Consider the following 24,252-nt stretch of genomic DNA (forward strand, 5'->3'; position numbering starts at 1 on the left):
TGCGGATACGGGATTCGGCGCCCCCGGCCGATCGCGAAGCCGGATCGAGGGACGTGCTCGCGCGCGCACTCCGTTCCACTGGAGCAAGACATGTCAGGACTCACCCATTTCGACGCCGCGGGCCACGCACACATGGTCGACGTCGGCGGCAAAGAGGAAACGCAACGCATCGCGATCGCGCGCGGCACGATCCGGATGCTGCCGGCGACGTTCGCGCTGATCCGCGACGGCAAGGCGAAGAAAGGCGACGTGCTCGGCGTCGCGCGCATCGCCGCGATCCAGGGCGCGAAGCGCACCGCCGACCTCATTCCGCTGTGTCATCCGCTCGCGCTGACGCGCGTGGCCGTCGACTTCGAACTCGACGACGCACTGCCGGGCGTGCACTGCGTCGCGCAGGTCGAGACGTTCGGGCGCACCGGCGTCGAGATGGAAGCGCTGACTGCCGTGCAGGTCGGGCTGTTGACCGTGTACGACATGTGCAAGGCGGTGGATCGCGGGATGGTGATCACCGACGTGAGCGTCAGGGAGAAACGCGGCGGGAAGTCGGGGGACTGGAAGGCGGAGGACGCGGCGGGCTGAGCGGCCCAGGGGCGGTCGGTCGGGCCCGGTACGACCCACGCCTGACCGTCGTTCGACTGCATGACGTGCGCGGCCTCCCCTGTCAGGCCAACGCGCTGACCGTATTTGAAATATCGTTGAAAGGCAAATTCGAGATAACTGCCGTTTATCTCATACAATTACCGGATTCCGCACGGGAGAGCGTGCGACCCAGCACAAAAAAAGCGAGCACGGGTGATGAATTCGCAAGCATTGAGAAACGCGCTGCAGGCCGGGCCGATCCAGGACGAACGACTCGTCAAGCTGGAGACGCCGCTCGGCCCTGACGTCCTGCTGCCCCATTGCGTCAAGGGACGATCGCGGCTCGGGCGTCATTTCGAGTTCACCGTCGACGCCGTGTCGGTGTCCGACGATATCGAGCTCAAGAAGCTGATCGCGCAGCCCGTCACGCTGCAGATCCAGCAGGCCGACAAGTCGTACGCGCCGCACCACGGGTATGTGCACGCGGCCCGCCGGCTCGGGTCGGACAGCGGCCTCACGCACTATCAGATCGTCTTCGCGTCGTTCCTGCACTTCCTGAAGTTCCGCCGCGACCAGCGCATCTGGCAGGACAAACCCGCCGACGAGATCATCGCCGACGTCCTGAACCAGCACCCGCAAGCCAAGGGCTGCTTCGACTTCAGGCTCCACCGGCCGCTGCCGTCGCGCTCGTTCTGCATGCAATACGAGGACGACTGGAACTTCGTGCACCGCCTGCTGGAATCGGAAGGCCTGTACGGTTTCTGGGAGCAGGCGCAAGACGGCAAGTCGCACAAGCTCGTCGTCGTCGACACGATCGACGCGCTGCCCGTGCTGTCGCCGCAGACCCTGCGCTTTCATCACGCCGGCGCACACGACGAGGCCGACACGCTCGTCCAGTTTTCCGGCACGCGCACGCTGCGCAGCGTCGAGCGCACGACGCGCACGTTCGACTACAAACAGCCGCCCACTGCGTCGAATCCGAAGGCAACCCACACGCCGACGATCGCGAACCAGGGCGACCTGCCGCAGCAGCTCGAAGTCTACGAATACACCGGCGCCTACACGTACCCCGAACAGTCTCGCGGCGACCATCTGTCGAAGATCTGGATGGAGGAGCAGGAGTCGCTTGCGAAGCGCTTTCACGGCACCGGCGGCGTCCGGCGCATGGACGCGGGACGCACGTTCGAGTTCGCCGATCACCCCGAACACGACAAGGACGATGCCGGCCAGCGCCGCTTCGCCGTGATCGAGACGGTCTGGCGCATCGCCAACAACCTGCCCGTCGGCGATCGGCAGGCCAGGTTCCCGCATAGCCTGCAGACCGAAATCGACGATCTCGTGCGGGCCGGCGGCGCGGACCTGCCGCACGTCCGGCATCCGGACGGCAGCGAGGGCATTTTTCAGGTCAGCATCGAAGCGCAGCGCACGACGGTGCCGTTCCGCAGCCCGTTCGAACATCCGAAGCCGCCGATGCATCTGCAATCGGCGATCGTCGTCGCGCCGCAAGGCGAGGAAGTCCATACCGACGAACTCAACCGCATCAAGGTTCGCTTCCACTGGGATCGTCTCAACAACGGCGACGAGAAGGCCTCGTGCTGGCTGCGCGCCGCCGCGTCGGATTCGGGCAATGGCTATGGCGCCGTTCACCCCCATCGCAGCGGCGAGGAAGTGCTGGTCGATTTCCTCGGCGGCGACTGCGATCGTCCGATCGTCGTCGGAAAGCTGTACAACGGCGCGACCCGTCCGCAATGGCACAGCAACGGGATCCTGTCCGGATACCGGTCCAGGGAATATTCGGGCGCCGGCTTCAACCAGCTGGTGCTCGACGACGCGACGTCGCAGAACCGTGTGCACCTGTACAGCAGCCAGGCAAACACGCACCTGCACCTGGGCTACCTGATCGACCATACGGGCAACGACCGCGGCAGCTATCTCGGCAGCGGCTTCGACCTGCGCTCCGACGCATTCGGCGCGGTTCGCGCGAACCGCGGCCTGTACGTCACGACGCATCCGAAACAGCCGGCGAACCAGCCGCTCGACGTGAAGGAAACGCAAGAGCAGCTCGTCAGGGCGGAAGGCCTGATGGAAGCGATGTCGGAGGTCAGCGCGCAGCATCAGGGCGAGTCGCTCGACGCCGGCCACTCGGCGCTGAAGCAGTTCAGCGACGCGACGCAGAACAGCGTGAGCGGCAGCGCGTCGGGCGGGCGAACCGGCGGCGGCGGAACCGGCAGCGCCAATGCGTTCAAGGAACCCGTGATGCTGTTCGGCAGCCCGGCCGGCATCGCGCTGTCGACGCAGCAATCCGTGCAGTTCGCCGCGGACCGGCACGTCAACCTCGTCAGCGGACAAAGCACGCACGTCGCTGCCGGGAAGTCGCTGATCGCGAGCGTCCTCGACCGGATCAGCCTGTTCGCGCAGAACGCAGGCATGAAGCTGTTCGCCGGCAAGGGCAAGGTGGAAATCCAGGCGCATGCGGACAACATCGAACTGACTGCGCAGAAGGCGCTGAAACTGGTGGCGGCCACGCAGTCGATCGAAGGCGCGGCGGCGAAGGAAATCCTGCTGACGTCCGGCGGCGCCTACATCCGCATCGCGGACGGCAACATCGAGGTGCACGCACCCGGCAAGATCGACATCAAGGGCGCGCAGCACGTGTTCGACGGCCCCACGCACCTGTCGCAAACCCTGCCGACGTTGCCGAACTCGAGCGGCAACTACGACCAGGCGTTCATCGCGCACTGGGCCGGCACCGACATTCCGGTCGCGAACACGCGATACCAGATGTTCTCGAACGGCGCGCTGATCTCGGAAGGCGTCACCAACGCGGCAGGCGAGACGGGGCTCACGCAGAGCCACGTGCCGCATGACGTCATCGTCAAGTTCTTAGGGAAATCGAATGGCTGACGTGCAACAGAAGGACAACGTGCTGGGTACCGGCGCGGGGATGCTGACGCCGACGGGGTACAAGGATCGGCCGAAGGTGGCTATCCAGATCTGCGACAAGCATGTCACGCCGGCGGCGGATTCCATCATCGGTACTTGCCCGTTCTATTACCTGCCGCTTCACGGTGAGTACTGGGAAACGGTCGAGAAGGTCAGCGTGTCGAGCGCATGGGAGACCGTCAAGAAATTCGCAACGTCATGGGATCCGTGGAAAGACAAGAAAGTCGTCCATGAACTGCTGCATCGGCGAGAGAATCTGATCAAACCGAAAAGCATCGATTCGGACTGGTCTCGCCACGGCAATTTCATGATGCGTCATATCGGGTGTGGGCATAAACCGCCCGATTACTATGTGAGTTACGGCTACTACTATTGCTCCGATTACGGCGCCAATCTCTATCCCGCGCTCACGGCAAAAGGAAAGAAATGGCTGGACAACGCACGGTGGTGGCTCCAGAAATACATCGAGATCGGGCTGTCTCAGAACATGCAGGGAAACCAGATCGCATTCAACAGTGCGAAACCGGGAAACGGTAAGCTCTCGATGCAGGTGAAGCGATACGAACTGGAACTGGACAAGGACGGAGACACGTTCAAGACCTTCGCCTTTGTCACTCACCCATTGGCGTACCTAGATGGAGGCCTGGCCGGCCTGCCGGTGTCGGATCTGGTCAAGATCGGCAGACGGCCGAACATAGAGGAATGGGCCGACGAGCGCACGCGCAAACAGGCGATCGACGCGGGCATTCCCGTCGCCAAGGCAAAAGCGCGCGAATGGAGCAAAGACGCGGTCGACAAGGCACGCGAGTGGGGCTCGGATGCCGCCGACGAAGTTAACCGCGCGCTCGAACGTTTGCTGAAAAAGTGACATGCGAAAACACAAGCGCTGGAAGTGGATCGCCGGTGGCCTCGTTGCCCTGGCCATTGCAACATACGGGTACGTAAATATGACGACGGGCTGGGAGACGATTTCGACAAGCTTCATGCGGGACGATGCGCCGTATGGCGGCGGCAACTTCCGCATCAGGGGCAATGACGTGATGAGCGTCAAGCTCGCCAATCCCGAAGTGACGTTCAAGCCTCAGGCCGAATCGAACCAGCCGCAGCGGCCCGAACCGACCGAAGCATGGATGAACGACACTGGCGAGTTGCTGAACCGCATGACGATCAGCTTCTTCCGCGGCACCATCGACGGAGGGATGAAGCGCCATTTCCAGCAGGTCGGCCAAGAGGCTGCCTGGTGGTACTCGCCGGACTGGACCGTTCAGTTCATCAGCACGTCATGGATGAACTACAAGGCTCCCGAGGCGCAAGGCGGCGACGCGCCGCAAACCACCAAGCTGTGGAAATCGAGTAATGGCGGCCAGACATGGTCGCAACTGCACTGGCCCGAGAGTCAGAACATCGGCCGCCTGCTCTTTCTCGATCCGCAGCGTGGCTACGCGGCTGGCTGGGGCCCCCGCGTATGGCGAACTGCGGACGGCGGAAACACGTGGCAAGCGATCGACGTGCCGGCCGATGCACGCGTCGGCAGCGAGACGCGCCACGAATTCAATGCCATCAGCCTCGGCCCGGATGGTGTTCTGCGGATCGCCTACTATGTCGCACAGACTGCCGAAGCACCGGCTCATAGCGTGGTCGACCGGCTCGACTGGGGGCAGCACGCATTCGTGACAGATACGGTGCTTCCAGGCCAGGTCATCACTGCGCTCGACACCACGCCGACCACGCCGGGATCCGAGTCACGCTATTCCGTGTACACGCTGTCGCATCTCGACAAACCGCAGAACAGCGAGGGTCGCGACAACGGTCGCCGGACGGGCGCCATTTCCACGTGGACGAACGACCATCCCGAGGTCGTGCAGCAACTGCGCACGTTCGACGAGAAGCTCACACTCGACAGCATGAGCATCGGTCGCAATGGCCTCTTGCTCGTCTATGCAACCGATCCGAACACCGCAAGCGGCGGCACCGCCGGCGGCGCACCGATCGACCTGACGTTCAGCAGCACCGACGCCGGCAAATCGTGGAATAAAACAACCGACAAGACCGCACAGGGCGGGTACTTCGACGCGCAAACCAACACGCTGTACTGGCTGCATGCCTATACGCTGAAGAAACGGACCTTCTGATCGCGCGCTGAACCCTCGGTGGCCAGCCCTCGCTGCGGCCGCTCGATCGTCAAGATCGCGAACCGCAGCGACCTGTCTCGCGCACGACGGCCTTGGTCGCACACACATCACCGGCCACGGTGCCGCCCGTCACTCACCGCGACGCGGCTCGAACACGAACGGTTGTGTCAGCAAGAACGGATTCGCGGTCGCGCCCGTCTGCGTGCAGGTGGCGTGCGTCATCGCTTCGACTGCCGCGCGATCCGCGGCCGTGTTGCGACTGCTCGTCGTGATCGTGACGTTCTGCGCTTCGCCCGACGTCGTCATCAGCGCGCGCACGAGCACGGTGACGGGACGCGTGAGCGGCTTCGCGCTATCCGGATAGACGGCACGCGGAATGTGGCACGTCAGCTTGCTGTCCTGCGACGACGACATCATCGCGCAGCCGGAAAACAGCATGGCGACAGCGGGCAGGATCAGGTAGGTCGAGCGAATAGTCATGGTCGAATATCGTTCTTCAACACTGTTCTGGAGGAGCGCCGCACGCCGGCCGGTATCGTCCGCGATGCACCGCATTGCGCCGCAGCCCTCGGACCGGCGCCCCGTGACGGCCGCGCGACCGATGGCTGACCGGTCGCGATCCTGCTTGGCGGTTCCCGGAGATCCGGGCGCTTCGTTCGCGCCGGGCGGCCCACACCGGGCGACCTTGCATGCGAACGCTTTCGCGCATTGTGCACGCGCCACCTCGCGCGTGGCGGCGATTTGACAATGGTTGACGCGAATCCCGCCGGATTCGGCGGCGATCCATTCTCCGAGGGAAGCAATCGCCGCACCGTCCCGTGCCGCCATCGCTCGCCTGCCTCACCGCGATCCGACCAGCACCGGGATTCCCCGCCCGGCGCCGCGCGGCGTCACTCGGAATCGTCGTCCGAGTCGTCGTCGTCCGCGTTGGCGGGGACCTCCCCGTACTTCGCGACGACGGCCGCCTTGAACGCTTTCAGCTCCGGCTGCTGATCGCACAGCTTGTACAGCGACGCGAGCTGCTGCGGCCAATCCTTCAACTCCTTCGCGAACACATGCAGGCGCGCGACCGTATCGAGCGCGTCGGCTTCGCGACCGGCCAGCGCCTGCAGCACCGCATAGCGGCGCAGCACCGTCTCGCCGGGCAGCAGCGCGATCGCGCGCTCATGCGCGACGAGCTTGAGCGGCAGGTTGTCCGGCGAAATCGCCAGCAGCGTGGCCGCCCCGTAGTCGCCCCACGCGCCGAACAGCAGCGACGGCGCATCGCGGTACTGTGCGGCCGGATCGCTGCCGTAATACAGCACTTCCGCGCGCTGGTAGTCGCGCAGCACGGGCACCGCCGCCAGCACGCCGCCGAACGACAGCACCGCGAACAGCCCGAACGCCGCGCGGCCCGGCAGGATCCGCAGCGGCTTCACCTCGAGCAGGCCGATCACGAACATCGCCGGCAGCAGGAAGAACATGTACTGCTGCGGATATTCGACGAGCGCATGCATCAACAGGATGCCGATCAGCGCGAGGCCGAACACGCGCGTGCTCGACTGCGGCGCGCGCACCGCGCGCACGAACCATGTCACGAGCGCAACGACGAGCACGCCGAGACCGACGAGGCCGGACTTCGCGAGCAGGTCGATGAAGATGTCGTGCGAGTTGTTCGCGATCTCGACACCGCCGAGCGTGCGCACGAGCGCGAACTGGTGCGACGGGAACTCGCCCCAGCCGACGCCGAGCACCGGATGCTCGCGGAACATCGCGAGCCCGTACTTCCACAGCGCGAGGCGCGGCGCGATCTGCCCCGCGTCGCGCATCCGGTCGGCCGCCGACTCGGCGAGCCCCAGATGGAAATGCACGTTGGCCCAGCGCACCGCGACATTCACCGCGACGAAGGCCACCGCGAGCGCGACCGGGATCACCCATGCGCGGCGGTTGCCCGGCGCGCGGCGCGACTCGAGCCACGCCATCCAGAAACCCGCGACGACCAGCACCGCGACCTGCAGCCACGGGCCGCGCGACACCGTCAACGCGAGCCCGACCGACAACACGATCGACAGCGCGAGCCATGCCCATACCGCGAGCCGGCGCGTCTGCACCAGATACAGCGCGCCCGCGAGCGCGAACGCGATGTAGGTCGCCAGGTGGTTCGCCTGCGCCATGTTGCCGTACGGACGGCGATCGACCGCGATGTTGTACACCACCACGAACGGCGACACCGCGGATTCGAGATGGAACAACTGCACGACCTGGCTCGCGACCGCGAGCATCCCGCCGAGCAGCAGCGCGCCGGACATCATGCGCGCGGCGGCTTCGGCGAGCCCCTCGCGCGCGAGTGTGTAGCCGGCCTGCATCGCGACCAGCGCGGCGGCCAGATAGCCGACCGCCAGCCAGTTCATCGACTGCACCTTCAGCGGCATGAGCGCGACCTGCGCGATCAGCACCGCCGCGAACCCGAGCGGCGCGACGAACGCGGCCGGCGCGGCGAACGGCTCCTCCGGGCGGCCTGTGCGTGCAAGCAGCACGACGGAGAGACCCACCAGCAGATACAGCACCAGCGCGGCAAACTCGGAATAGAAGGTCGGGATCGGATACGTGTGATTCGTGATCGAGTACGGCACGATCAGGGCGACAGCCAGCGCAACGAGCGGCAACGAACGGGAAAAAGTAGAAGGCATGAGCGAACCGGATGTCAGCAACCGGCGCACTATACAAAACTTTCCCCCCTCTGTGCGGCCCCGTCGTGCCATCACCCATGCCGTGGAGCGGGCGCAGCCGGCCGGCGGGCGCCGCGCCACGCACGCGGCCACGGACTTGCCGGCATGCTCCCGGCACTACGCGCGGCACTCCGCCGGCGCATATTGCGCGGGCAACGTCGCGGCTTCCGCCGGCAACGGGCCCGCGCCCGGCGCCGGGAGCGACGACGCAGACTTCCCGGCGGCAAAACACTCCCACGCGATCGCGCCCGCCTGCATCGCGCCCTTTTTCAGCGGCACGCGCGCGGTCGGCGTGTCGGCCTTGTCCGGGGCGGACGGCACCAGGACGAGCGTATTCGCGCCGGCCGCGGCGACGCGGGGGGTGAACGCCACCGTGATCTGGCCGGTGTCGCCGTCGATGGCGACGGATTCGACGTTGCGGGTGGCGGCCGGCGGGCTGTAGCCGCCGTCGAGGCTCGCGCCGCTCGCGGCGTTGTCGGCAACGGCGAGCCGCGCGGACGAAGCGAGCGCGAGCCCCTCGCCGACACGCGACCGCGCGAGGTAATCCTGGTACGCGGGAATCGCATAGGCCGCGATCACGCCGACGATCGCAAGCACGATCATCAGCTCGATCAGCGTGAAGCCGGCCGGCCGCCAGCGCGGCGCCGGCCGGCTCGCGCGCCGCAGATCGGCGGCGAGGCGACGGAACAGGGAAACGGAAAAGGCTTCGAACATGACTGGCTCCGGAAACGAAAAACGCCTGCCGAATCAGGCAGGCGTTTCGATCGTAGCCAGCGGGCCGCGGCCCCGGCAGTCGGCCGGACGGCCAACGTCAATGCGCGTGCGAGGCGCTGCGGCGGCGCCGGAGCGTGTAACCGGCGGCGACGACGAACAGCGCGCCCGCGATGCTCGCGCCGTAGATCGCCGCCGGCGTATCGAGCACCGGCCAGCGGTCGCCGACCGGGTCGTGCACCATCAGCCCGCCGGCGATCCAGCCCAGCAGCCCGGCACCGAGCGCCACGACGATCGGAAACCGGTCGAGCAGCTTCAGCACCAGCGTGCTGCCCCACACGATGATCGGCACGCTGACGACGAGCCCGAAGATCACCAGCGCCAGACGGTGCGACGGATCGGCCTGCTCGGCCGCGCCGGCGATCGCGATCACGTTGTCGAGGCTCATCACGGCGTCGGCGATCACGATCGTCTTCACCGCGTCCCACAGCCGGTCGGCCGGCTTCACGTTGTCGTGCGCGTCGGCGTCGGGCGCCATCAGCTTGACGCCGATCCACAACAGCAGCAGGCCGCCGCCGAACTTCAGGAACGGCACGTCGAGCAGCACGACCGCGAACGCGATCAGCGCGACGCGCAGCAGGATCGCGCCGGCCGTGCCCCACACGACGCCGCGCAACCGCTGGTTGGCCGGCAGGTTGCGGCACGCGAGCGCGATCACGACCGCGTTGTCGCCGCCGAGGAGGATGTCGATGATGACGATCTGAAACACCGCGCCCCAGTGGAGCGACGTCAGGAATTCAAGCATGAGCGGTATCGGGTGCGGGGCAACGGCTGTCGGACAGGCGCGCCGGGTGAGTGCCGGGACATGCATCGCGCATGCCCGGGGCTTACAAATTCATTGCGCGAGCATAACAAAAAACGCCGGCGAGGCCGGCGTTTTTTGCAGGACGAACCACGCGGAAATTACAGCGCCTTCTTCAGCAGACGGCCCATCTCCGACGGGTTGCGCGTGACGGTGATGCCGCACGCTTCCATGATTTCCAGCTTCGCTTCGGCCGTATCCGCACCGCCCGAGATCAGCGCGCCGGCGTGGCCCATGCGCTTGCCCGGAGGCGCCGTGACGCCAGCGATGAAGCCGACGACCGGCTTCTTCATGTTGTCCTTGATCCACTGAGCGGCATTGGCTTCGTCCGGACCGCCGATTTCGCCGATCATCACGACCGCATCCGTATCCGGATCGTCGTTGAACATCTTCATCACGTCGATGTGCTTCAGACCGTTGATCGGGTCGCCGCCGATACCAACTGCCGACGACTGGCCGAGGCCCAGTGCCGTCAGCTGAGCAACGGCTTCATACGTCAGCGTGCCAGAACGCGACACGACGCCGATGCGGCCCTTGCGGTGGATGTGGCCCGGCATGATGCCGATCTTCAGTTCGTCCGGCGTGATCGTGCCCGGGCAGTTCGGCCCGAGCAGCAGCGTCTTGCGGCCTTCGCGACGCATGCGGTCCTTCACTTCGATCATGTCGCGCACGGGGATGCCTTCCGTGATGCAGATCGCGAGATCCAGGTCGGCTTCGACCGCTTCCCAGATCGCAGCGGCTGCGCCTGCCGGCGGAACGTAGATGACCGACACGGTCGCGCCGGTTTCTGCCTTCGCTTCCTTGACGCTCGCGTAGATCGGAATGCCTTCGAAGTCTTCGCCGGCCTTCTTCGGGTTCACGCCCGCGACGAATGCTTCGCGGCCGTTTGCGTATTCACGGCAGGCGCGCGTATGGAACTGACCGGTCTTGCCGGTAATGCCCTGCGTGATGACCTTCGTGTCCTTGTTGATCAGAATCGACATGTATTTTGACCTCTGTTCGATTGGCGTCGCGTATCTGCCGCGCCGCCATGCGTATTCGATAGCGTTACTTGCCTTCGGCAGCCGCGACGACCTTCTGCGCAGCCTCTTCCATGCTGTCCGCCGAGATGATCGGCAGGCCCGAATCGGCCAGCATCTTCTTGCCGAGGTCCTCGTTCGTGCCCTTCATGCGCACGACGAGCGGCACGTTCAGGTTCACGGCCTTCGAACCGGCGATCACGCCTTCCGCGATCACGTCGCAGCGCATGATGCCGCCGAAGATGTTCACGAGGATCGCCTTCAGGTCCGGGTTCTTCAGCATCAGCTTGAACGCTTCGGTGACCTTCTCGGTCGTCGCGCCACCGCCGACGTCCAGGAAGTTCGCCGGCTCGCCGCCGAACAGCTTGATCGTGTCCATCGTCGCCATCGCGAGGCCTGCGCCGTTCACGAGACAGCCGATGTTGCCGTCGAGCGAGATGTACGCGAGGTCGAACTTCGACGCTTCGATTTCGGCCGGATCTTCTTCGTCCAGGTCGCGGTACGCGACGATTTCCGGGTGGCGGAACAGCGCGTTCGAGTCGAAGTTGAACTTCGCGTCGAGTGCGATGACCTTGCCGTCGCCGGAGACGTTCAGCGGGTTGATTTCAGCCAGCGACGCGTCGGTTTCCCAGAATGCCTTGTACAGGCCTTGCAGGATCGCGCGCGCTTGCGGGATCGAAGCAGCCGGCACGCCGATCTTCGCGGCGAGGTCGTCGGCCTGCGCGTCCAGCAGGCCCGTCGACGGCTCGACGATGACCTTGTGGATCAGTTCCGGGTGCTTTTCGGCGACTTCTTCGATGTCCATGCCGCCTTCGCTCGAACCCATCAGAACGATCTTTTGCGACACGCGATCAACGACGAGGCTGACGTACAGTTCCTGCTTGATGTCGGCGCCTTCTTCGATCATCAGGCGGTTGACCTTCTGGCCTTCCGGACCGGTCTGGTGCGTGACGAGCTGCATGCCGAGGATCTGGTTCGCGTATTCGCGAACCTGCTCGATCGACTTCGCCACCTTCACGCCGCCGCCCTTGCCACGGCCACCCGCGTGAATCTGAGCCTTCACGACCCACACCGGGCCGCCCAGCTCTTCTGCCACCTTGACGGCCTCTTCAACCGAGAACGCCGGCTTGCCGCGCGGTACCGCGACTCCGAATTTCCGCAGGATTTCCTTACCCTGGTACTCGTGAATCTTCATGCGTGATTCCCTTCAGTCTGAGAGTTGGATGAAATGTCGCTTAAGACGCTTCTTCGAATGATTTCCGTTCATTCCTTCGTGCTGCCCTCACCGGGCAAGTCCGGCCGGTTCGTGCCATACCAGCGCGGGTAGTACTGCCGCACGACCTCGCCGTCGAACCGCAACGCCCGGCAGCGGCCGAGCTGGAAAGGCGGTTCGGCGTGCTCGCCGTCATGGTCCGGTCCTTCGCCTCCCTCCTCGCGCACGTTCCATACGTCACCGGCGAACGCCTGGATCGCTGCCGTCGGCAGCACGGCGCACAGTTCGGTGAGATGGGAACAGCCTGCGACGCCGGCGAGCAGCCGGTTCGCGTTGCGGCGGAAATTGCGGAAGAGATTGAGCCCGATGAGGGCCCGGTAGGCGGGAGGGGCGGATTGACAGTGACCGGGATAGGGAACCCACTCCGAAGACGCTTCGGCGTCGACGACATTGAGGTCACGATCGATAGTCACGCGCAGCCAGAGTTCGTGGATCGGCAGGCCTTGGGGCCGGATGCCCGACGCAAGCGCGACATCGCGCGGCTTGTGGTCGGTCAGGCAGGCTTCGATGTCCCACAAGCCGTCGCCGCGCTCGTAGGCTTCCGCTCGGATTGCGCGTCGATGTCGCAACTGACGGGGCACGGGCTCGGATAGCGGCATGCTGGAGGTTGAGGCCGAAGAGGAAAACCCGTGGATTTTAGCATATTGGGTATTTGAGGCATCCGGCCGCGACGGCGGGTATTCCCGCCTGTCCGGAAACGGTTGCGTTGCAGCAAAATCGCGCGCAGCGCGCGCGACCGAACCGGTCAGTCGTCGATCGGGAAATCGTCGCCGACCTTCAGCAACTTCACGATGGTCGAGCTCGAGAAGCCGCGCGCTGCAAGGAAGCGCGCCTGCTTCGCGCGCTCGGCGGGCGTTTGCGGCAGTGCACCGAATTTCTTGCGCCAGACGGCCTGCGCGCGTGCCCACTCGGTCTCGCGCAATTGCGCATTCACTTCCTCGACGAGACTGTCACCGACCGCATGACGCTTCAGTTCGCTGACGATGCGCGCGACGCCGACGCGCGATGCGCGGCGATGCACGAGGCTCTCGGCAAAGCGTGCGTCGGACAGCCAGCCTTCCTTTTCCAGTGCATCGAGCACCGGCTCGACGGATTCGTCCTCACCGACGTACGGTGCGAGCTTGCGCGCGAGTTCGGCGCGGCTGTACTCGCGCCGGGACAAATAGCCGAGCGCGCGGCCCTTCAGCGAACGCGGCGGTTTCGACGACTTGCGCTCGGCGGCACCGGATGCGTCGTCTGAAGCAGTGCCGCCGGAACCGCCGGACGCACGGCGCGTGCGACGCGGATGCTGGCTACTGCGCGTATACACATCTTCCTTGACCGACGCAGACGCATCGGCCGCGCGCTCGCCCGGAAAGCTGACACCGGACACGCGACGGCGCGACCGGTCGTGCGCGTCGAACGATTCGTCGTCGTCGAACGGATCGACCGGCGCGGTCATCTCAAACGAAACGAGGGCATCCTCGGATGCCCTCGTCGCGGTGCGGGTCGCGGCACGACTGCCCGCGCTCCGCCGGTTGGCCCCCGAGGATTCGGCTTGCCGGCCGGAGCGACCCGCCGTGTCGGGCGCGTCGCTCGGTTCCGGTTCGCCAGCCTGACCTCGGCGCCCGACCATCACTCTTCTTCGTCCATCGCCTCGGCTTCGTCGAGCCCTGCACCATCCGGCATGGCGGCAACGCCGAGCGATTCGCGAATGCGGTTTTCGATCTCGCGCGCGATTTCCGGATTCTCGCGCAGGAATTCACGCGCGTTGTCCTTGCCCTGGCCGATCTTCTCGCCGTTGTAGCTGTACCAGGCGCCTGCCTTGTCGACGATCTTCGCCTGCACGCCGAGATCGATGATCTCGCCCTGACGCGAAATGCCCTCGCCGTACAGGATGTCGAAGATCGCTTCGCGGAACGGCGGCGACACCTTGTTCTTGACGACCTTCACGCGGGTTTCATTGCCGATCACCTCGTCGTTCTTCTTGATCGAACCGATGCGGCGGATATCCAGACGCACCGACGAGTAGAACTTGAGCGCGTTGCCGCCCGTCGTGGTTTCCGGGTTGCCGAACATCACGCCGATCTTCATCCGGATCTGGTTGATGAAGATCACGAGGCAGTTCGTGCGCTTGATCGTGCCCGTCAGCTTGCGCAGTGCCTGCGACATCAGGCGAGCCTGCAGGCCCGGCAGCGAATCGCCCATTTCGCCTTCGATTTCGGCCTTCGGCACGAGCGCCGCGACCGAGTCGATGACGATCATGTCGATCGAACCCGAGCGCACCAGCGCGTCGGTGATTTCGAGCGCCTGCTCGCCGGTGTCCGGCTGCGAGATCAGCAGCTCCGGCACGTTCACGCCGAGCTTCGCCGCATATTGAACGTCGAGCGCGTGCTCGGCGTCGATGAAGGCTGCCGTGCCGCCCAGCTTCTGCAGTTCGGCGATGACCTGCAGCGTGAGCGTGGTTTTACCGGACGATTCCGGACCGTAGATCTCGACCACCCGGCCGCGCGGCAGGCCGCCGACGCCGAGCGCGATATCGAGACCCAGCGAGCCCGTGGAGACGACCTGGATGTCTTCGGCCGCTTCGCCGTCGCCCATCCGCATGATCGATCCCTTGCCGAACTGCTTCTCGATCTGCGCGAGTGCGGCCGCCAGCGCCTTGCTCTTCTCGGCGGTCATCCCGGAGCCCTTCTTGCTATCTTCCATGAATCGTCCTTTGCTATGATGAGCAGCGTCTGTCAGAGGCGCGCCCGCTTTCAAGCGCTGCCCACGAATGCAGACACTGTATAAAAAAACAGTGTTTTATGCAAGCCCGCAATGCAGGCTGCGTTGTACACGGATAACTTCGGAGACAGCCGCGCCGGCGCGAACGCCCCGCCGGCCATCGGTCAGCAACATGCGAATTCTCATCGCCGAAGACGACAGCATACTCGCGGACGGCCTCACCCGGTCACTCCGCCAATCGGGCTATGCCGTCGACCACGTGAAGAGCGGCGTCGAGGCCGATACCGCGCTGTCGATGCAGTCCTTCGACCTGCTGATCCTCGATCTCGGGTTGCCCAAGATGTCCGGGCTCGACGTGCTGAAGCGCCTGCGCGCGCGCAATTCCAATCTCCCCGTGCTGATCCTGACCGCCGCCGACAGCGTCGACGAGCGCGTGAAGGGGCTCGACCTCGGCGCGGACGACTACATGGCCAAGCCGTTCGCGCTCAACGAGCTCGAGGCGCGCGTGCGCGCGCTGACCCGGCGCGGCGCGGGCGGCGGCCCGACCGTCGTGCGCCACGGCTCGCTCGCGTTCGACCAGGTCGGCCGTATCGCATATGCGAACGACCGCGTGCTCGATCTGTCCGCGCGCGAGCTCGGACTGCTCGAAGTGCTGCTGCAGCGCATCGGCCGGCTCGTGTCGAAGGAGCAGCTCGTCGACCATCTGTGCGAATGGGGCGAGGAAGTCAGCAACAACGCGATCGAAGTGTACGTCCACCGGCTGCGCAAGAAGATCGAGCCGAGCGGCGTGCGGATTTCCACCGTGCGCGGCCTCGGCTACTGCCTCGAGAAAGTCGCGCCCGCGGCGCCGGCCGACTCGCCCGCGCCCCAGTCCGCGGCGGCCGGCACGCCGCTGCGCTGAACCCGGCCGTCGCCGCGATGGCCACGCCGGCCCATTCCCGCCATCCGACCGGCGATCAACCGTCCGCCGCCGACGCCGCGCGCGACGCGCGCTATGAGAACCCGTTCGCGCCGCCCGACGAAACCGACACGCCCGAGGCCGCGCGGCCGCGCTCGCTGTTCGGCGAAATCCTCGACTGGATGCTCGCGCCGCTCCTGCTGCTGTGGCCGATGAGCATCGCCGTCACCTATCTCGTCGCGAAGACGATCGCGAACGGCCCGTTCGACCGCGCGCTCGAGACCAACGCGTACGTGCTCGCGCGGCAGATCCATCCGGTCAACGGCGTCGCCGAGCTGACGCTGCCGCAGCAGACGCGCGACTTCCTGCGCGCGGACAACGTCGACAGCGTGTACTTCCAGGTGCTCGGCACGCGCGGCGAACTGGTCGCGGGCGAGGCCGACATGCCGCTGCCGCGCGACGAGGACCGCCCGCCGCCGGGCGTCGTCGTGTTCCGCGACGACCTGCTGCGCGGCAACGACGTGCGCGTCGCGTATACGACCGTCGCGCTGCCCGAGTCGAACAACACGCAGCCCGTGCTCGTGCAGGTCGGCGAGACGCTCGACAAGCGCAACGCGCTCGCGAACGACATCATCAAGGGCGTGATCCTGCCGCAGTTCGTGATCCTGCCGCTCGCGATCCTGCTCGTCTGGTTCGGGCTGTCGCGCGGGCTCGCGCCGCTCAACGCGTTGCAGGCGCACATCCGCGCACGGCGTCCGGACGACCTGTCGCCCGTCGAGGCGCAGCGCGCGCCGCCCGAGATCGAGCCGCTGGTCACGTCGTTCAACGACCTGCTCGCGCGCCTCGAACAGAACATGGCGCTGCAGAAGCGCTTCATCGCCGACGCCGCGCACCAGATGAAGACGCCGCTCGCGGGGCTGCGCACGCAGGCCGAGTTCGCGCTGCGCCACCCCGTGCCGCCCGACGTGCAGCGTTCGCTCGAACAGATCGCGACGAGCTCCGAGCAGGCCGCGCGGCTCGTCACGCAACTGCTCGCGCTCGCGCGCGCCGAGAACCGCGCGAGCGGGCTGACGTTCGAGCCGGTCGAGATCGCCGCGCTTGCACGCCGCACGGTGCGCGACTGGGTGCAGGCCGCGCTCGCGAAGCGCATGGACCTCGGCTACGAAGGCCCGGAGGACGACGCGCCGCTCGAGGTCGACGGCAATCCCGTGATGCTGCGCGAGATGCTCGGCAACCTGGTCGACAACGCCATCCGCTACACGCCCGAAGGCGGCCGCATCACCGTGCGCGTGCGGGCCGAGCGTGCGGCGCGGCGCGTGCATCTCGAAGTCGAGGACACCGGGCCCGGCATCCCGGCCGCGGAACGCGACCGCGTGGTCGAACGCTTCTACCGGATCCTCGGCCGCGAAGGCGACGGCAGCGGCCTCGGGCTCGCGATCGTGCGCGAGATCGCCGCCCAGCACGGCGGCACGCTCACGCTCGACGATCACGTATACCAAAGCGCGCCGCGCCTCGCGGGCACGCTCGTGCGCATCAGCCTGCCGCTGTCGGACACCGCGCCGGATCAATCCTGATACGCGCGGGTCCGTACCGCGCCGCGATCGCATCGAAACCGGCGCTTTAACCCCGATTGCGACAGGATCGGAGCGCGAAACGACCGATTCGGCGCGGGTTAACGCGCAGTCGTTTTGTGCCCGCGAGTCAGTGCGCCGTAAGTTTCCGTGCCAATAATCGTCGACAGGCCCGCCCACCCAAGGTGGCCGCATATCTATATCAAGGGACTTGGAGACGATTCATGGCAACGTTAGGCGAGCAAATTTCGCACTCGCCGATGACGGGCGAAGAGAAGAAGGTGATCTTCGCGTCGTCGCTCGGCACCGTGTTCGAGTGGTACGACTTTTATCTGGCCGGATCACTCGCGGCCTACATCAGCAAGAGCTTCTTCTCCGGGGTCAATCCGACCGCCGCATTCATCTTCACGCTGCTCGGCTTCGCGGCGGGCTTCGCCGTGCGTCCGTTCGGCGCGATCGTGTTCGGCCGGCTCGGCGACCTCGTCGGCCGCAAGCACACGTTCCTCGTGACGATCGTGATCATGGGCATCTCGACCTTCGTGGTCGGCTTCCTGCCCGGCTACGCATCGATCGGCATCGCGGCGCCGGTGATCTTCATCGCGATGCGGCTGCTGCAGGGCCTCGCGCTCGGCGGCGAGTACGGCGGTGCGGCGACCTACGTCGCCGAGCATGCGCCGGCGAACCGTCGCGGCTTCTATACGGCATGGATCCAGACCACCGCGACGCTCGGCCTGTTCCTGTCGCTGCTCGTGATCCTCGGCGTGCGCACGTTCATCGGCGAGGAAGCGTTCGGCAACTGGGGCTGGCGCGTGCCGTTCGTTGCGTCGATCCTGCTGCTCGCGGTGTCGGTGTGGATCCGGTTGCAGCTGAACGAATCGCCGGTGTTCCTGCGCATCAAGGCGGAAGGCAAGACGTCGAAGGCGCCGCTGACCGAAGCGTTCGGCCAGTGGAAGAACCTGAAGATCGTGATCCTCGCGCTCGTCGGCCTGACCGCCGGCCAGGCCGTCGTGTGGTACACGGGCCAGTTCTACGCCCTGTTCTTCCTCACGCAGACGCTGAAGGTCGACGGTGCCAGCGCGAACATCCTGATCGCGATCGCGCTCCTGATCGGCACGCCGTTCTTCCTGTTCTTCGGGTCGCTGTCGGACAAGATCGGCCGCAAGCCGATCATCCTCGCGGGCTGCCTGATCGCGGCGCTGACCTACTTCCCGCTGTTCAAGGCGCTCACGCACTACGCGAACCCGCAGCTCGAACTCGCGACGCAGAAGGCGCCGATCACGGTCCTCGCCGATCCGGCCACCTGCTCGTTCCAGTTCAACCCGGTGGGCACGTCTAAGTTCACGAGCTCGTGCGACATCGTGAAGAGTGCGCTCGCGAAGGCCGGCCTGAACTACGAGAACGTCGCGGCGCCGGCTGGCGCGACCGCGCAGATCAAGGTCGGCGATGCGGTGATCCCCGCGTATGACGGCAAGGCGGCCGATGCGAAGGCGCAGGGCGCGGCGTTCGACAAGACGCTCGCGTCGACGCTGAAGGCGGCCGGCTACCCGGCGAAGGCCGACCCGTCGCAGCTCAACTGGCCGATGACGATCGTGATCCTGACGATCCTCGTGATCTACGTGACGATGGTCTACGGCCCGATCGCGGCGATGCTGGTCGAGATGTTCCCGACGCGCATCCGCTACACGTCGATGTCACTGCCGTATCACATCGGCAACGGCTGGTTCGGCGGCTTCCTGCCGGCGACCGCGTTCGCGATCGTCGCGGCGAAGGGCGACATCTATTCGGGGCTCTGGTATCCGATCGTGATCGCGCTGGTCACGTTCGTGATCGGTCTGCTGTTCGTCAAGGACACGAAGAACTCGAACATCTACGCGCAGGATTGAGGTCGGGCGCGGGCGGCACCCCGCCCGCAACCCGTGCCGGCGCCCGCCGCCGACACCTTTTTTCAGGAAAGTGAAAAAAGGTGTTGACAGCCCGGCGGCACATCTACATAATTCAAGTCTTCGGCGAATTAGCTCAGTCGGTTAGAGCGACGGAATCATAATCCGCAGGTCCGGGGTTCGAGTCCCTGATTCGCCACCAAATGCGAAAAGCCGCTGCTCCGAAAGGATCAGCGGCTTTTTTCATTGTTTCATCCGGGCGGGCGCGGATTCGCGCACCGCCTGTCCGTCAGGCGTGCGTCCCGCGCGTCATGCCACCACCGCCCCGCGCTGCACGTCGGGCACCTCCGCCCGCACCTTCCCCCGCCAGTTCTCCCCACCCTCCAGCGCCGGCGTCGACTCGAACAGCTCCGCGATCCAGTCCGCGAACACGCGCACCTTCTGCGACAGATGCCGGTTGTGCGGATACACGATCGAGATCGGCTTGGGCTTCGGATTGCAGTCGGGCAGCACCTCGACCAGCGAGCCGTCGCGCAGGTGCGGCAGCACCATGAACAGCGTCGGCTGGATCATCCCGAACCCTTCGAGCCCGCATGTCACGTACGCATCCGAATCGTTGACGGTGACACTGCCGTTCATCCGCACCTCGACCGGCTTGCCCTCGATCATGAACACCCACGGAATCGCCCGTGCGCCGTGGCTCGCACGGAAATTCACCGCGTGATGGTCGGCCAGGTCGGCGATCTCCTGCGGCTCGCCGTGGCGCGCGAGATAGTCGGGCGATGCGCAGGTCACGCGCTTGAGCATCCCGATCCGCCGCGCGACCATCGACGAATCCTCGAGCGGCCCGACCCGGATCATGCAGTCGATGCCTTCCTCGACCGGATCCACGTAACGATCCGACAAGCCGAGGTCGAGCGTCATGTCCGGATAGCGCTGCCGGAAGATCGACAGCGCCGGCAACACGACGCGCCGCCCGAGCGAACTCGGCATGTGGACGCGCAGCACGCCGCTCGGCTTGCGGTTGCCGGTCTGGAAACTCGCGTCGGCTTCCGCGATCTCCGAGATGATCTTCATGCAATGCTCGTAATACGCGGCGCCCTCCGGTGTCAGCGACAGCCGCCGCGTCGTCCGGTGCATCAGACGCACGCCGAGCAGCGCCTCGAGATTCTGGATGATGGTCGTCACCGACGCGCGCGGCATCGCGAGCGTGTCGGCCGCGCGCGTGAAGCTGTTCGCGTCGACCACGCGGGTGAAAACTTCCATTGCCTGAATGCGGTCCATGCTGCGCCCCCTTCGAATCGCCAACGGAACAGAATAGAGCGCGCAACCCGCGCGGCACAAGCCCCCGCCTATTGTTTGCCACTTCTGAATAGTCGCAGCGTTTCGGACTGGAAAGTGATCCGGATTCGCGCAGTTCCAGACGCGACGGCTCCATCCCCGGTCGCCATGCGCGGCGCGCTCACCGCTCACCGCTCACCGGCACGTTACCGCACGAACCGCTCGCGATAGCCCTGCGGCGACACGCCGAGCACGCGCACGAAACTTCGCCGCAGCGTCTCCTCCGAGCCGAAACCGCACCGCGTGGCGATCCGCTTGACGGGCCACGCGGTTTCGCCGAGCAGACGCTGCGCGGCCTCGACGCGAATCTGCTCGACCGCGCGCGCGGGCGTGCGGCCGGTGCCCGCGCGGTAGTGACGCACGAAGCTGCGCTCGCTCATGCTGACGCGCTCGGCAAGCGCCGGCACCGACAGGTCGGCCGTCAGGTGCTCGGCGATCCATGCATGGAGTTCGCCGAAGCGGTCGTCGGTACGTTGCATCGACAACATCGCGCTGAACTGCGCCTGCCCGCCCGGCCGCTTCAGGAACACGACGAGCTCGCGCGCGGCGTCAAGCGCGATCGCCCGCCCGAGATCCTCCTCGACCAGCGCGAGCGCGAGATCGATGCCGGCCGTCACGCCGGCCGACGTCCACAACGCCCCTTCGCGGATGAAGATCGGATCGGGCTCGACGCGCACGTTCGGATAGCGCGCCGCGAATTCGTCGCAGCGCGCCCAGTGCGTGACCGCGCGCCGCCCGTCGAGCAGGCCGGCCTCGGCGAGCAGGAACGCGCCGGTGCAGACCGATGCGACACGTCGCGCGCGCTGCGCCTGCTGCCGGACCCAGCGCACCGTCCGCGCATCCCGCGAAGCGGCGTGCACGCCCTTGCCGCCGGCCACGATCACCGTATCGGGCCGCCCGGCCGAGCGCAGCGAATCGGCCATCACCACGAGGCCGGAGGACGTCTCGATCGGCCCCGCCTCCGCGGCGACGACACGCGGCGCATACGGCACGGGCTGCCCGCGCTCCTGCGCGAGTTCGTTGACGGATGCGAACACCTGCAGCGGTCCGGTCACGTCGAGCAACTGCGCACGGGGGAACGCGAGGACGATGATCGAGCGCGGAGCGGCAGGCATGGCGATTGGCTGAAAACGTGGGTGATATGGCAATTTCGCCAAACACTACGCGCCTAGAATCGATCTGTCCATCGTGCGCCGGCCGTGGCGCATCCCCTTCCCTTCGGAGCGTTCGCATGACCCTGCATATCGGCCTTCTCGTGTTTCCCGGCGTCCAGCAACTCGATCTCACCGGCCCGCACGACGTGCTCGCGTCGTTGCCCGACGCGACCGTCCATCTGGTCTGGAAATCGCGCGACACCGTCGCGTCAAGCAGCGGCCTCGCGCTCGCGCCGACCTGCACGTTCGACGATTGCCCGCCGCTCGACGTGATCTGCGTGCCCGGCGGGATCGGCATCAACGACCTGCTGCTCGATGCCGAAACGATCGCGTTCGTGCAGCAGCGCGCGGCCGCCGCGCGCTACGTGACGTCGGTCTGCACGGGCGCGCTGCTGCTCGGCGTGGCCGGCCTGCTGCGCGGCCGCCGCGCGACGACGCACTGGGCATTTCATTCGCTGCTCGCGCCGCTCGGGGCGGTGCCCGTGCGCGAGCGCGTGGTGCGCGACGGCAACCTGATCACCGGCGGCGGCGTGACGGCCGGCATCGACTTCGCGTTGACGATCGCCGCCGAACTCGTCGGCGACGAAGAGGCGCAGTCGATCCAGCTGGCGCTCGAATACGCGCCCGCGCCGCCGTTCGATGCGGGCTCGCCGGATACGGCGCCGGCGTCGGTGCTGAAGCGCGTGACCGAGCGCTCGGCGGCAGGGCTGGAGAAGCGCAGGCAGACGATCGACGCGGCGTTGCGCGCAATGTCCCGCTGAAGACAAGCACACGAAAACCGAAGGGCGGGCGGGCCGCACGGCCAAGCAGCCTGCCCGACTCCGCAGCATTCGCATTGACGGACCGGACCTATCGATGAACATCATCCGCAGCACCGCATTCACCGCGCAACGCCCGTGGGGGGCGCTGGACATCGCGAACCTGAACGGCATCACGGTCCGCCTGCACTGGACCGATCGGCCATACCGTTGGCATGTGAATGACGGCGAGGAGGTTTTCGCGGTGCTCGACGGCCGTGTCGAGATGCGCTACCGCGCAGCAGGTGTCGAACACGCGACGGTGCTCGAGACGGGAGACGTCTTCCACGCGACGATCGGCACCGAACACGTCGCGCACCCGCTCGGCGAAGCGCGCATCCTCGTGATCGAGACCGAAGGCAGCGACTGACGGCGGGCGTCAGCCCGAGATGGTGCCCGTCCCCTGCGACGGGATCAGCTTCGGCTGCGGCGTGCACAGGCACTGGCACAGGTCGTGTTCGAGCGCGACGACCTTGCCCATCACGGTCATCGTCCGCTCGCCGCCGTCGGACACGATCACGCCCTGGGTCTTGCACGCGGCGCAGAACACCGGCGCGCCGAGATAGGCGAGTTCGCGGCCGTCGAACGACGAATTGGCGATTCCGTCGAGCACGACACCGCCATGGTCGGTCGTGTCGCCCTTCAGGATGAATTTGCGGCTCATGCTTCGGCTCTCCCTCGGAAACGCCGCGCAGCGCGGCATCGGGCCACGCGCGGGCAGTCGGTATCCGCCCGTCGGTCGCGGGCGTTTCGCGAGGATATCACCGCGCGGCCGATCGTCGAATGCACGTCGTTCAGTGCGGCGTTCACGGTGTCGTCGTACGCCGACACCGTGTCATGCACGCCGAAGCACTTCATGGAGGTCGACTCGATACGCGAGCGGATGATCACGATCGCGTGCGACTGGCTGATTCATTGCTTCGTCGAAGCCGTGCGCCGGCACGATCCCGCGAAGCGGCGATGGCGATGGCGATGGCGACGTGCTCAGACGAACAGCGCGACGCAAAGCGCGGCGCCGCACAGATACGTGCCGAGCGCGCCGATGAAACGCAGGGGATTCGGCCTGTCCATCGTCGGCCACGCAAGCAGTCCGATCACGAGCAGACAGCGGCACGCGGTTGCCGCGACGATCAGCGAGACGATCGCGCGCGACGGGTCGTGTGCGCCGAAATAGAGAAACAGCACCGCGAGAAACGGCGCGTATTCGGCCGTGTTGCCGTGCGCGCGCACGATCTTGTGCAACCCGTCGGTCGGATCGGACGCACATCCGGAACCGGTGGTGCGCCGGAAGCGCGCAACGGACACGATCAGGCCGAGCCCGAACAGCAGCAACCCCAGGATCGTCGTGCAAACGAGCGCGACGGGATGGATCGACATGGCACCCCCGATGAATGCGGACATGCGCTGCACATCGGGCGATCCTACCTGCGGCCGGTGCACCCGGCTATCGCGGAAACCCGTAGCGTCTTCACACACCGGCAATGGATTCGGACAGGATCGGACCCGATTTGCGGTCGATACGGCGATGCACAAGACCGGTGCGTGAGCCGCCGGCGCCGCCATGCGCCGTCGTTCCCGGCGGCCAGGCGGTGCGCGCAAACGTTACGCCACGGCGACACGCGCCACCGCATCGCACCGCCCGTTGCCGCACGTCACAGGTATGTGCGTTGCGTCGACG

At 66.3% G+C, this 24,252-nt stretch carries 22 protein-coding genes and 1 tRNA gene; 10 read left to right on the forward strand and 13 right to left on the reverse strand.

Features of this window, described 5'->3' with window-relative positions:
* The first annotated feature begins 90 nt into the window (after positions 1-90).
* The 4 genes from moaC to WS49_RS11535 all read left to right on the forward strand — a co-directional run bounded on the left by moaC (position 91) and on the right by WS49_RS11535 (position 5,654).
* Positions 91-579: a cyclic pyranopterin monophosphate synthase MoaC gene (moaC, locus tag WS49_RS11520; RefSeq protein ID WP_059528009.1), complete on the forward strand. Its 489-nt coding sequence runs from the start codon at positions 91-93 to the stop codon at positions 577-579.
* Between the two features lie 216 nt (positions 580-795).
* Positions 796-3,483 carry a type VI secretion system Vgr family protein gene (locus WS49_RS11525; RefSeq protein ID WP_059528012.1) on the forward strand — a complete coding sequence of 896 codons (2,688 nt, stop codon included), beginning with the start codon at positions 796-798 and terminating at the stop codon, positions 3,481-3,483.
* Positions 3,476-4,390, forward strand: coding sequence for a hypothetical protein (locus tag WS49_RS11530; protein WP_059528014.1), 915 nt, complete (start codon positions 3,476-3,478; stop codon positions 4,388-4,390). The genes WS49_RS11525 and WS49_RS11530 overlap by 8 nt, the downstream gene beginning before the upstream one ends.
* A 79-nt stretch (positions 4,391-4,469) precedes the next feature.
* Positions 4,470-5,654: a WD40/YVTN/BNR-like repeat-containing protein gene (locus WS49_RS11535; protein ID WP_059528017.1), complete on the forward strand. Its 1,185-nt coding sequence runs from the start codon at positions 4,470-4,472 to the stop codon at positions 5,652-5,654.
* A 129-nt stretch (positions 5,655-5,783) separates the two neighbouring features.
* Here WS49_RS11535 and WS49_RS11540 read toward each other — a convergent pair whose 3' ends face one another.
* The 9 genes from WS49_RS11540 to recA form a co-directional block, all read right to left on the reverse strand.
* Positions 5,784-6,134: a TonB family protein gene (locus WS49_RS11540; protein WP_059528021.1), complete on the reverse strand. Its 351-nt coding sequence runs from the start codon at positions 6,132-6,134 to the stop codon at positions 5,784-5,786.
* Positions 6,135-6,544: 410 nt separating this feature from the next.
* The gene (locus WS49_RS11545; protein WP_059528024.1) at positions 6,545-8,323 is read right to left on the reverse strand and encodes a PglL family O-oligosaccharyltransferase; all 1,779 of its coding nucleotides are present in this window, start codon (positions 8,321-8,323) and stop codon (positions 6,545-6,547) included.
* Positions 8,324-8,479: 156 nt separating this feature from the next.
* A complete protein-coding gene (locus tag WS49_RS11550) occupies positions 8,480-9,076 on the reverse strand; it encodes a pilin (RefSeq protein WP_059528027.1) in 597 nt (198 codons plus the stop codon).
* A gap of 97 nt (positions 9,077-9,173) precedes the next feature.
* Complete coding sequence (locus WS49_RS11555) at positions 9,174-9,878, reverse strand: TerC family protein (RefSeq protein WP_059528030.1); 705 nt, start codon at positions 9,876-9,878, stop codon at positions 9,174-9,176.
* A gap of 158 nt (positions 9,879-10,036) precedes the next feature.
* Positions 10,037-10,918 carry a succinate--CoA ligase subunit alpha gene (gene sucD, locus WS49_RS11560; protein ID WP_010090788.1) on the reverse strand — a complete coding sequence of 294 codons (882 nt, stop codon included), beginning with the start codon at positions 10,916-10,918 and terminating at the stop codon, positions 10,037-10,039.
* 64 nt (positions 10,919-10,982) lie between these two features.
* Positions 10,983-12,149 carry an ADP-forming succinate--CoA ligase subunit beta gene (gene sucC, locus WS49_RS11565; RefSeq protein ID WP_059528034.1) on the reverse strand — a complete coding sequence of 389 codons (1,167 nt, stop codon included), beginning with the start codon at positions 12,147-12,149 and terminating at the stop codon, positions 10,983-10,985.
* A 68-nt stretch (positions 12,150-12,217) separates the two neighbouring features.
* Complete coding sequence (locus tag WS49_RS11570) at positions 12,218-12,826, reverse strand: DUF2889 domain-containing protein (protein WP_059528036.1); 609 nt, start codon at positions 12,824-12,826, stop codon at positions 12,218-12,220.
* Positions 12,827-12,972: 146 nt separating this feature from the next.
* Positions 12,973-13,842, reverse strand: a complete 870-nt coding sequence (gene recX, locus WS49_RS11575; protein ID WP_059528039.1) for a recombination regulator RecX — start codon at positions 13,840-13,842, stop codon at positions 12,973-12,975.
* A complete protein-coding gene (gene recA, locus WS49_RS11580) occupies positions 13,842-14,915 on the reverse strand; it encodes a recombinase RecA (RefSeq protein WP_059465716.1) in 1,074 nt (357 codons plus the stop codon). Before recA ends, recX begins: the two co-directional genes overlap by 1 nt.
* Before the next feature lie 190 nt (positions 14,916-15,105).
* Between recA and WS49_RS11585 the strand changes: the two genes are divergently transcribed.
* The 4 genes from WS49_RS11585 to WS49_RS11600 all read left to right on the forward strand — a co-directional run bounded on the left by WS49_RS11585 (position 15,106) and on the right by WS49_RS11600 (position 19,484).
* Entirely contained in the window at positions 15,106-15,834 is a 729-nt protein-coding gene (locus WS49_RS11585; protein ID WP_059528042.1) for a response regulator transcription factor, read from the forward strand.
* Between the two features lie 17 nt (positions 15,835-15,851).
* Complete coding sequence (locus WS49_RS11590) at positions 15,852-17,405, forward strand: sensor histidine kinase (RefSeq protein WP_059528045.1); 1,554 nt, start codon at positions 15,852-15,854, stop codon at positions 17,403-17,405.
* 221 nt (positions 17,406-17,626) lie between these two features.
* Positions 17,627-19,285: an MFS transporter gene (locus WS49_RS11595; protein ID WP_059528048.1), complete on the forward strand. Its 1,659-nt coding sequence runs from the start codon at positions 17,627-17,629 to the stop codon at positions 19,283-19,285.
* Positions 19,286-19,407: 122 nt separating this feature from the next.
* Positions 19,408-19,484, forward strand: a tRNA-Met gene (locus tag WS49_RS11600).
* 107 nt (positions 19,485-19,591) lie between these two features.
* On the opposite strand, the gene WS49_RS11605 is transcribed toward WS49_RS11600, so the two are convergent.
* Together WS49_RS11605 and WS49_RS11610 are read right to left on the reverse strand one after the other, a co-directional pair.
* Entirely contained in the window at positions 19,592-20,566 is a 975-nt protein-coding gene (locus WS49_RS11605) for a LysR family transcriptional regulator (RefSeq protein ID WP_059528051.1), read from the reverse strand.
* Between the two features lie 203 nt (positions 20,567-20,769).
* Complete coding sequence (locus WS49_RS11610; RefSeq protein ID WP_059528054.1) at positions 20,770-21,738, reverse strand: GlxA family transcriptional regulator; 969 nt, start codon at positions 21,736-21,738, stop codon at positions 20,770-20,772.
* A gap of 116 nt (positions 21,739-21,854) precedes the next feature.
* On the opposite strand from WS49_RS11610, the gene WS49_RS11615 reads away from it, so the two are divergent.
* Together WS49_RS11615 and WS49_RS11620 are read left to right on the forward strand one after the other, a co-directional pair.
* Positions 21,855-22,538 (forward strand): DJ-1/PfpI family protein, encoded by a 684-nt coding sequence (locus WS49_RS11615; RefSeq protein ID WP_059528057.1) that lies wholly within the window; start codon positions 21,855-21,857, stop codon positions 22,536-22,538.
* Between the two features lie 94 nt (positions 22,539-22,632).
* Positions 22,633-22,944: a cupin gene (locus tag WS49_RS11620; RefSeq protein ID WP_059528060.1), complete on the forward strand. Its 312-nt coding sequence runs from the start codon at positions 22,633-22,635 to the stop codon at positions 22,942-22,944.
* 9 nt (positions 22,945-22,953) lie between these two features.
* On the opposite strand, the gene WS49_RS11625 is transcribed toward WS49_RS11620, so the two are convergent.
* Positions 22,954-23,238 carry a PAAR domain-containing protein gene (locus WS49_RS11625; protein ID WP_011657840.1) on the reverse strand — a complete coding sequence of 95 codons (285 nt, stop codon included), beginning with the start codon at positions 23,236-23,238 and terminating at the stop codon, positions 22,954-22,956.
* 320 nt (positions 23,239-23,558) lie between these two features.
* Positions 23,559-23,951, reverse strand: a complete 393-nt coding sequence (locus WS49_RS11635; RefSeq protein WP_059528067.1) for an MAPEG family protein — start codon at positions 23,949-23,951, stop codon at positions 23,559-23,561.
* Positions 23,952-24,252: the final 301 nt, after the last annotated feature.

This window comes from Burkholderia sp. RF7-non_BP4 (genome assembly GCF_001521935.1).
Lineage (GTDB): Bacteria > Pseudomonadota > Gammaproteobacteria > Burkholderiales > Burkholderiaceae > Burkholderia > Burkholderia diffusa.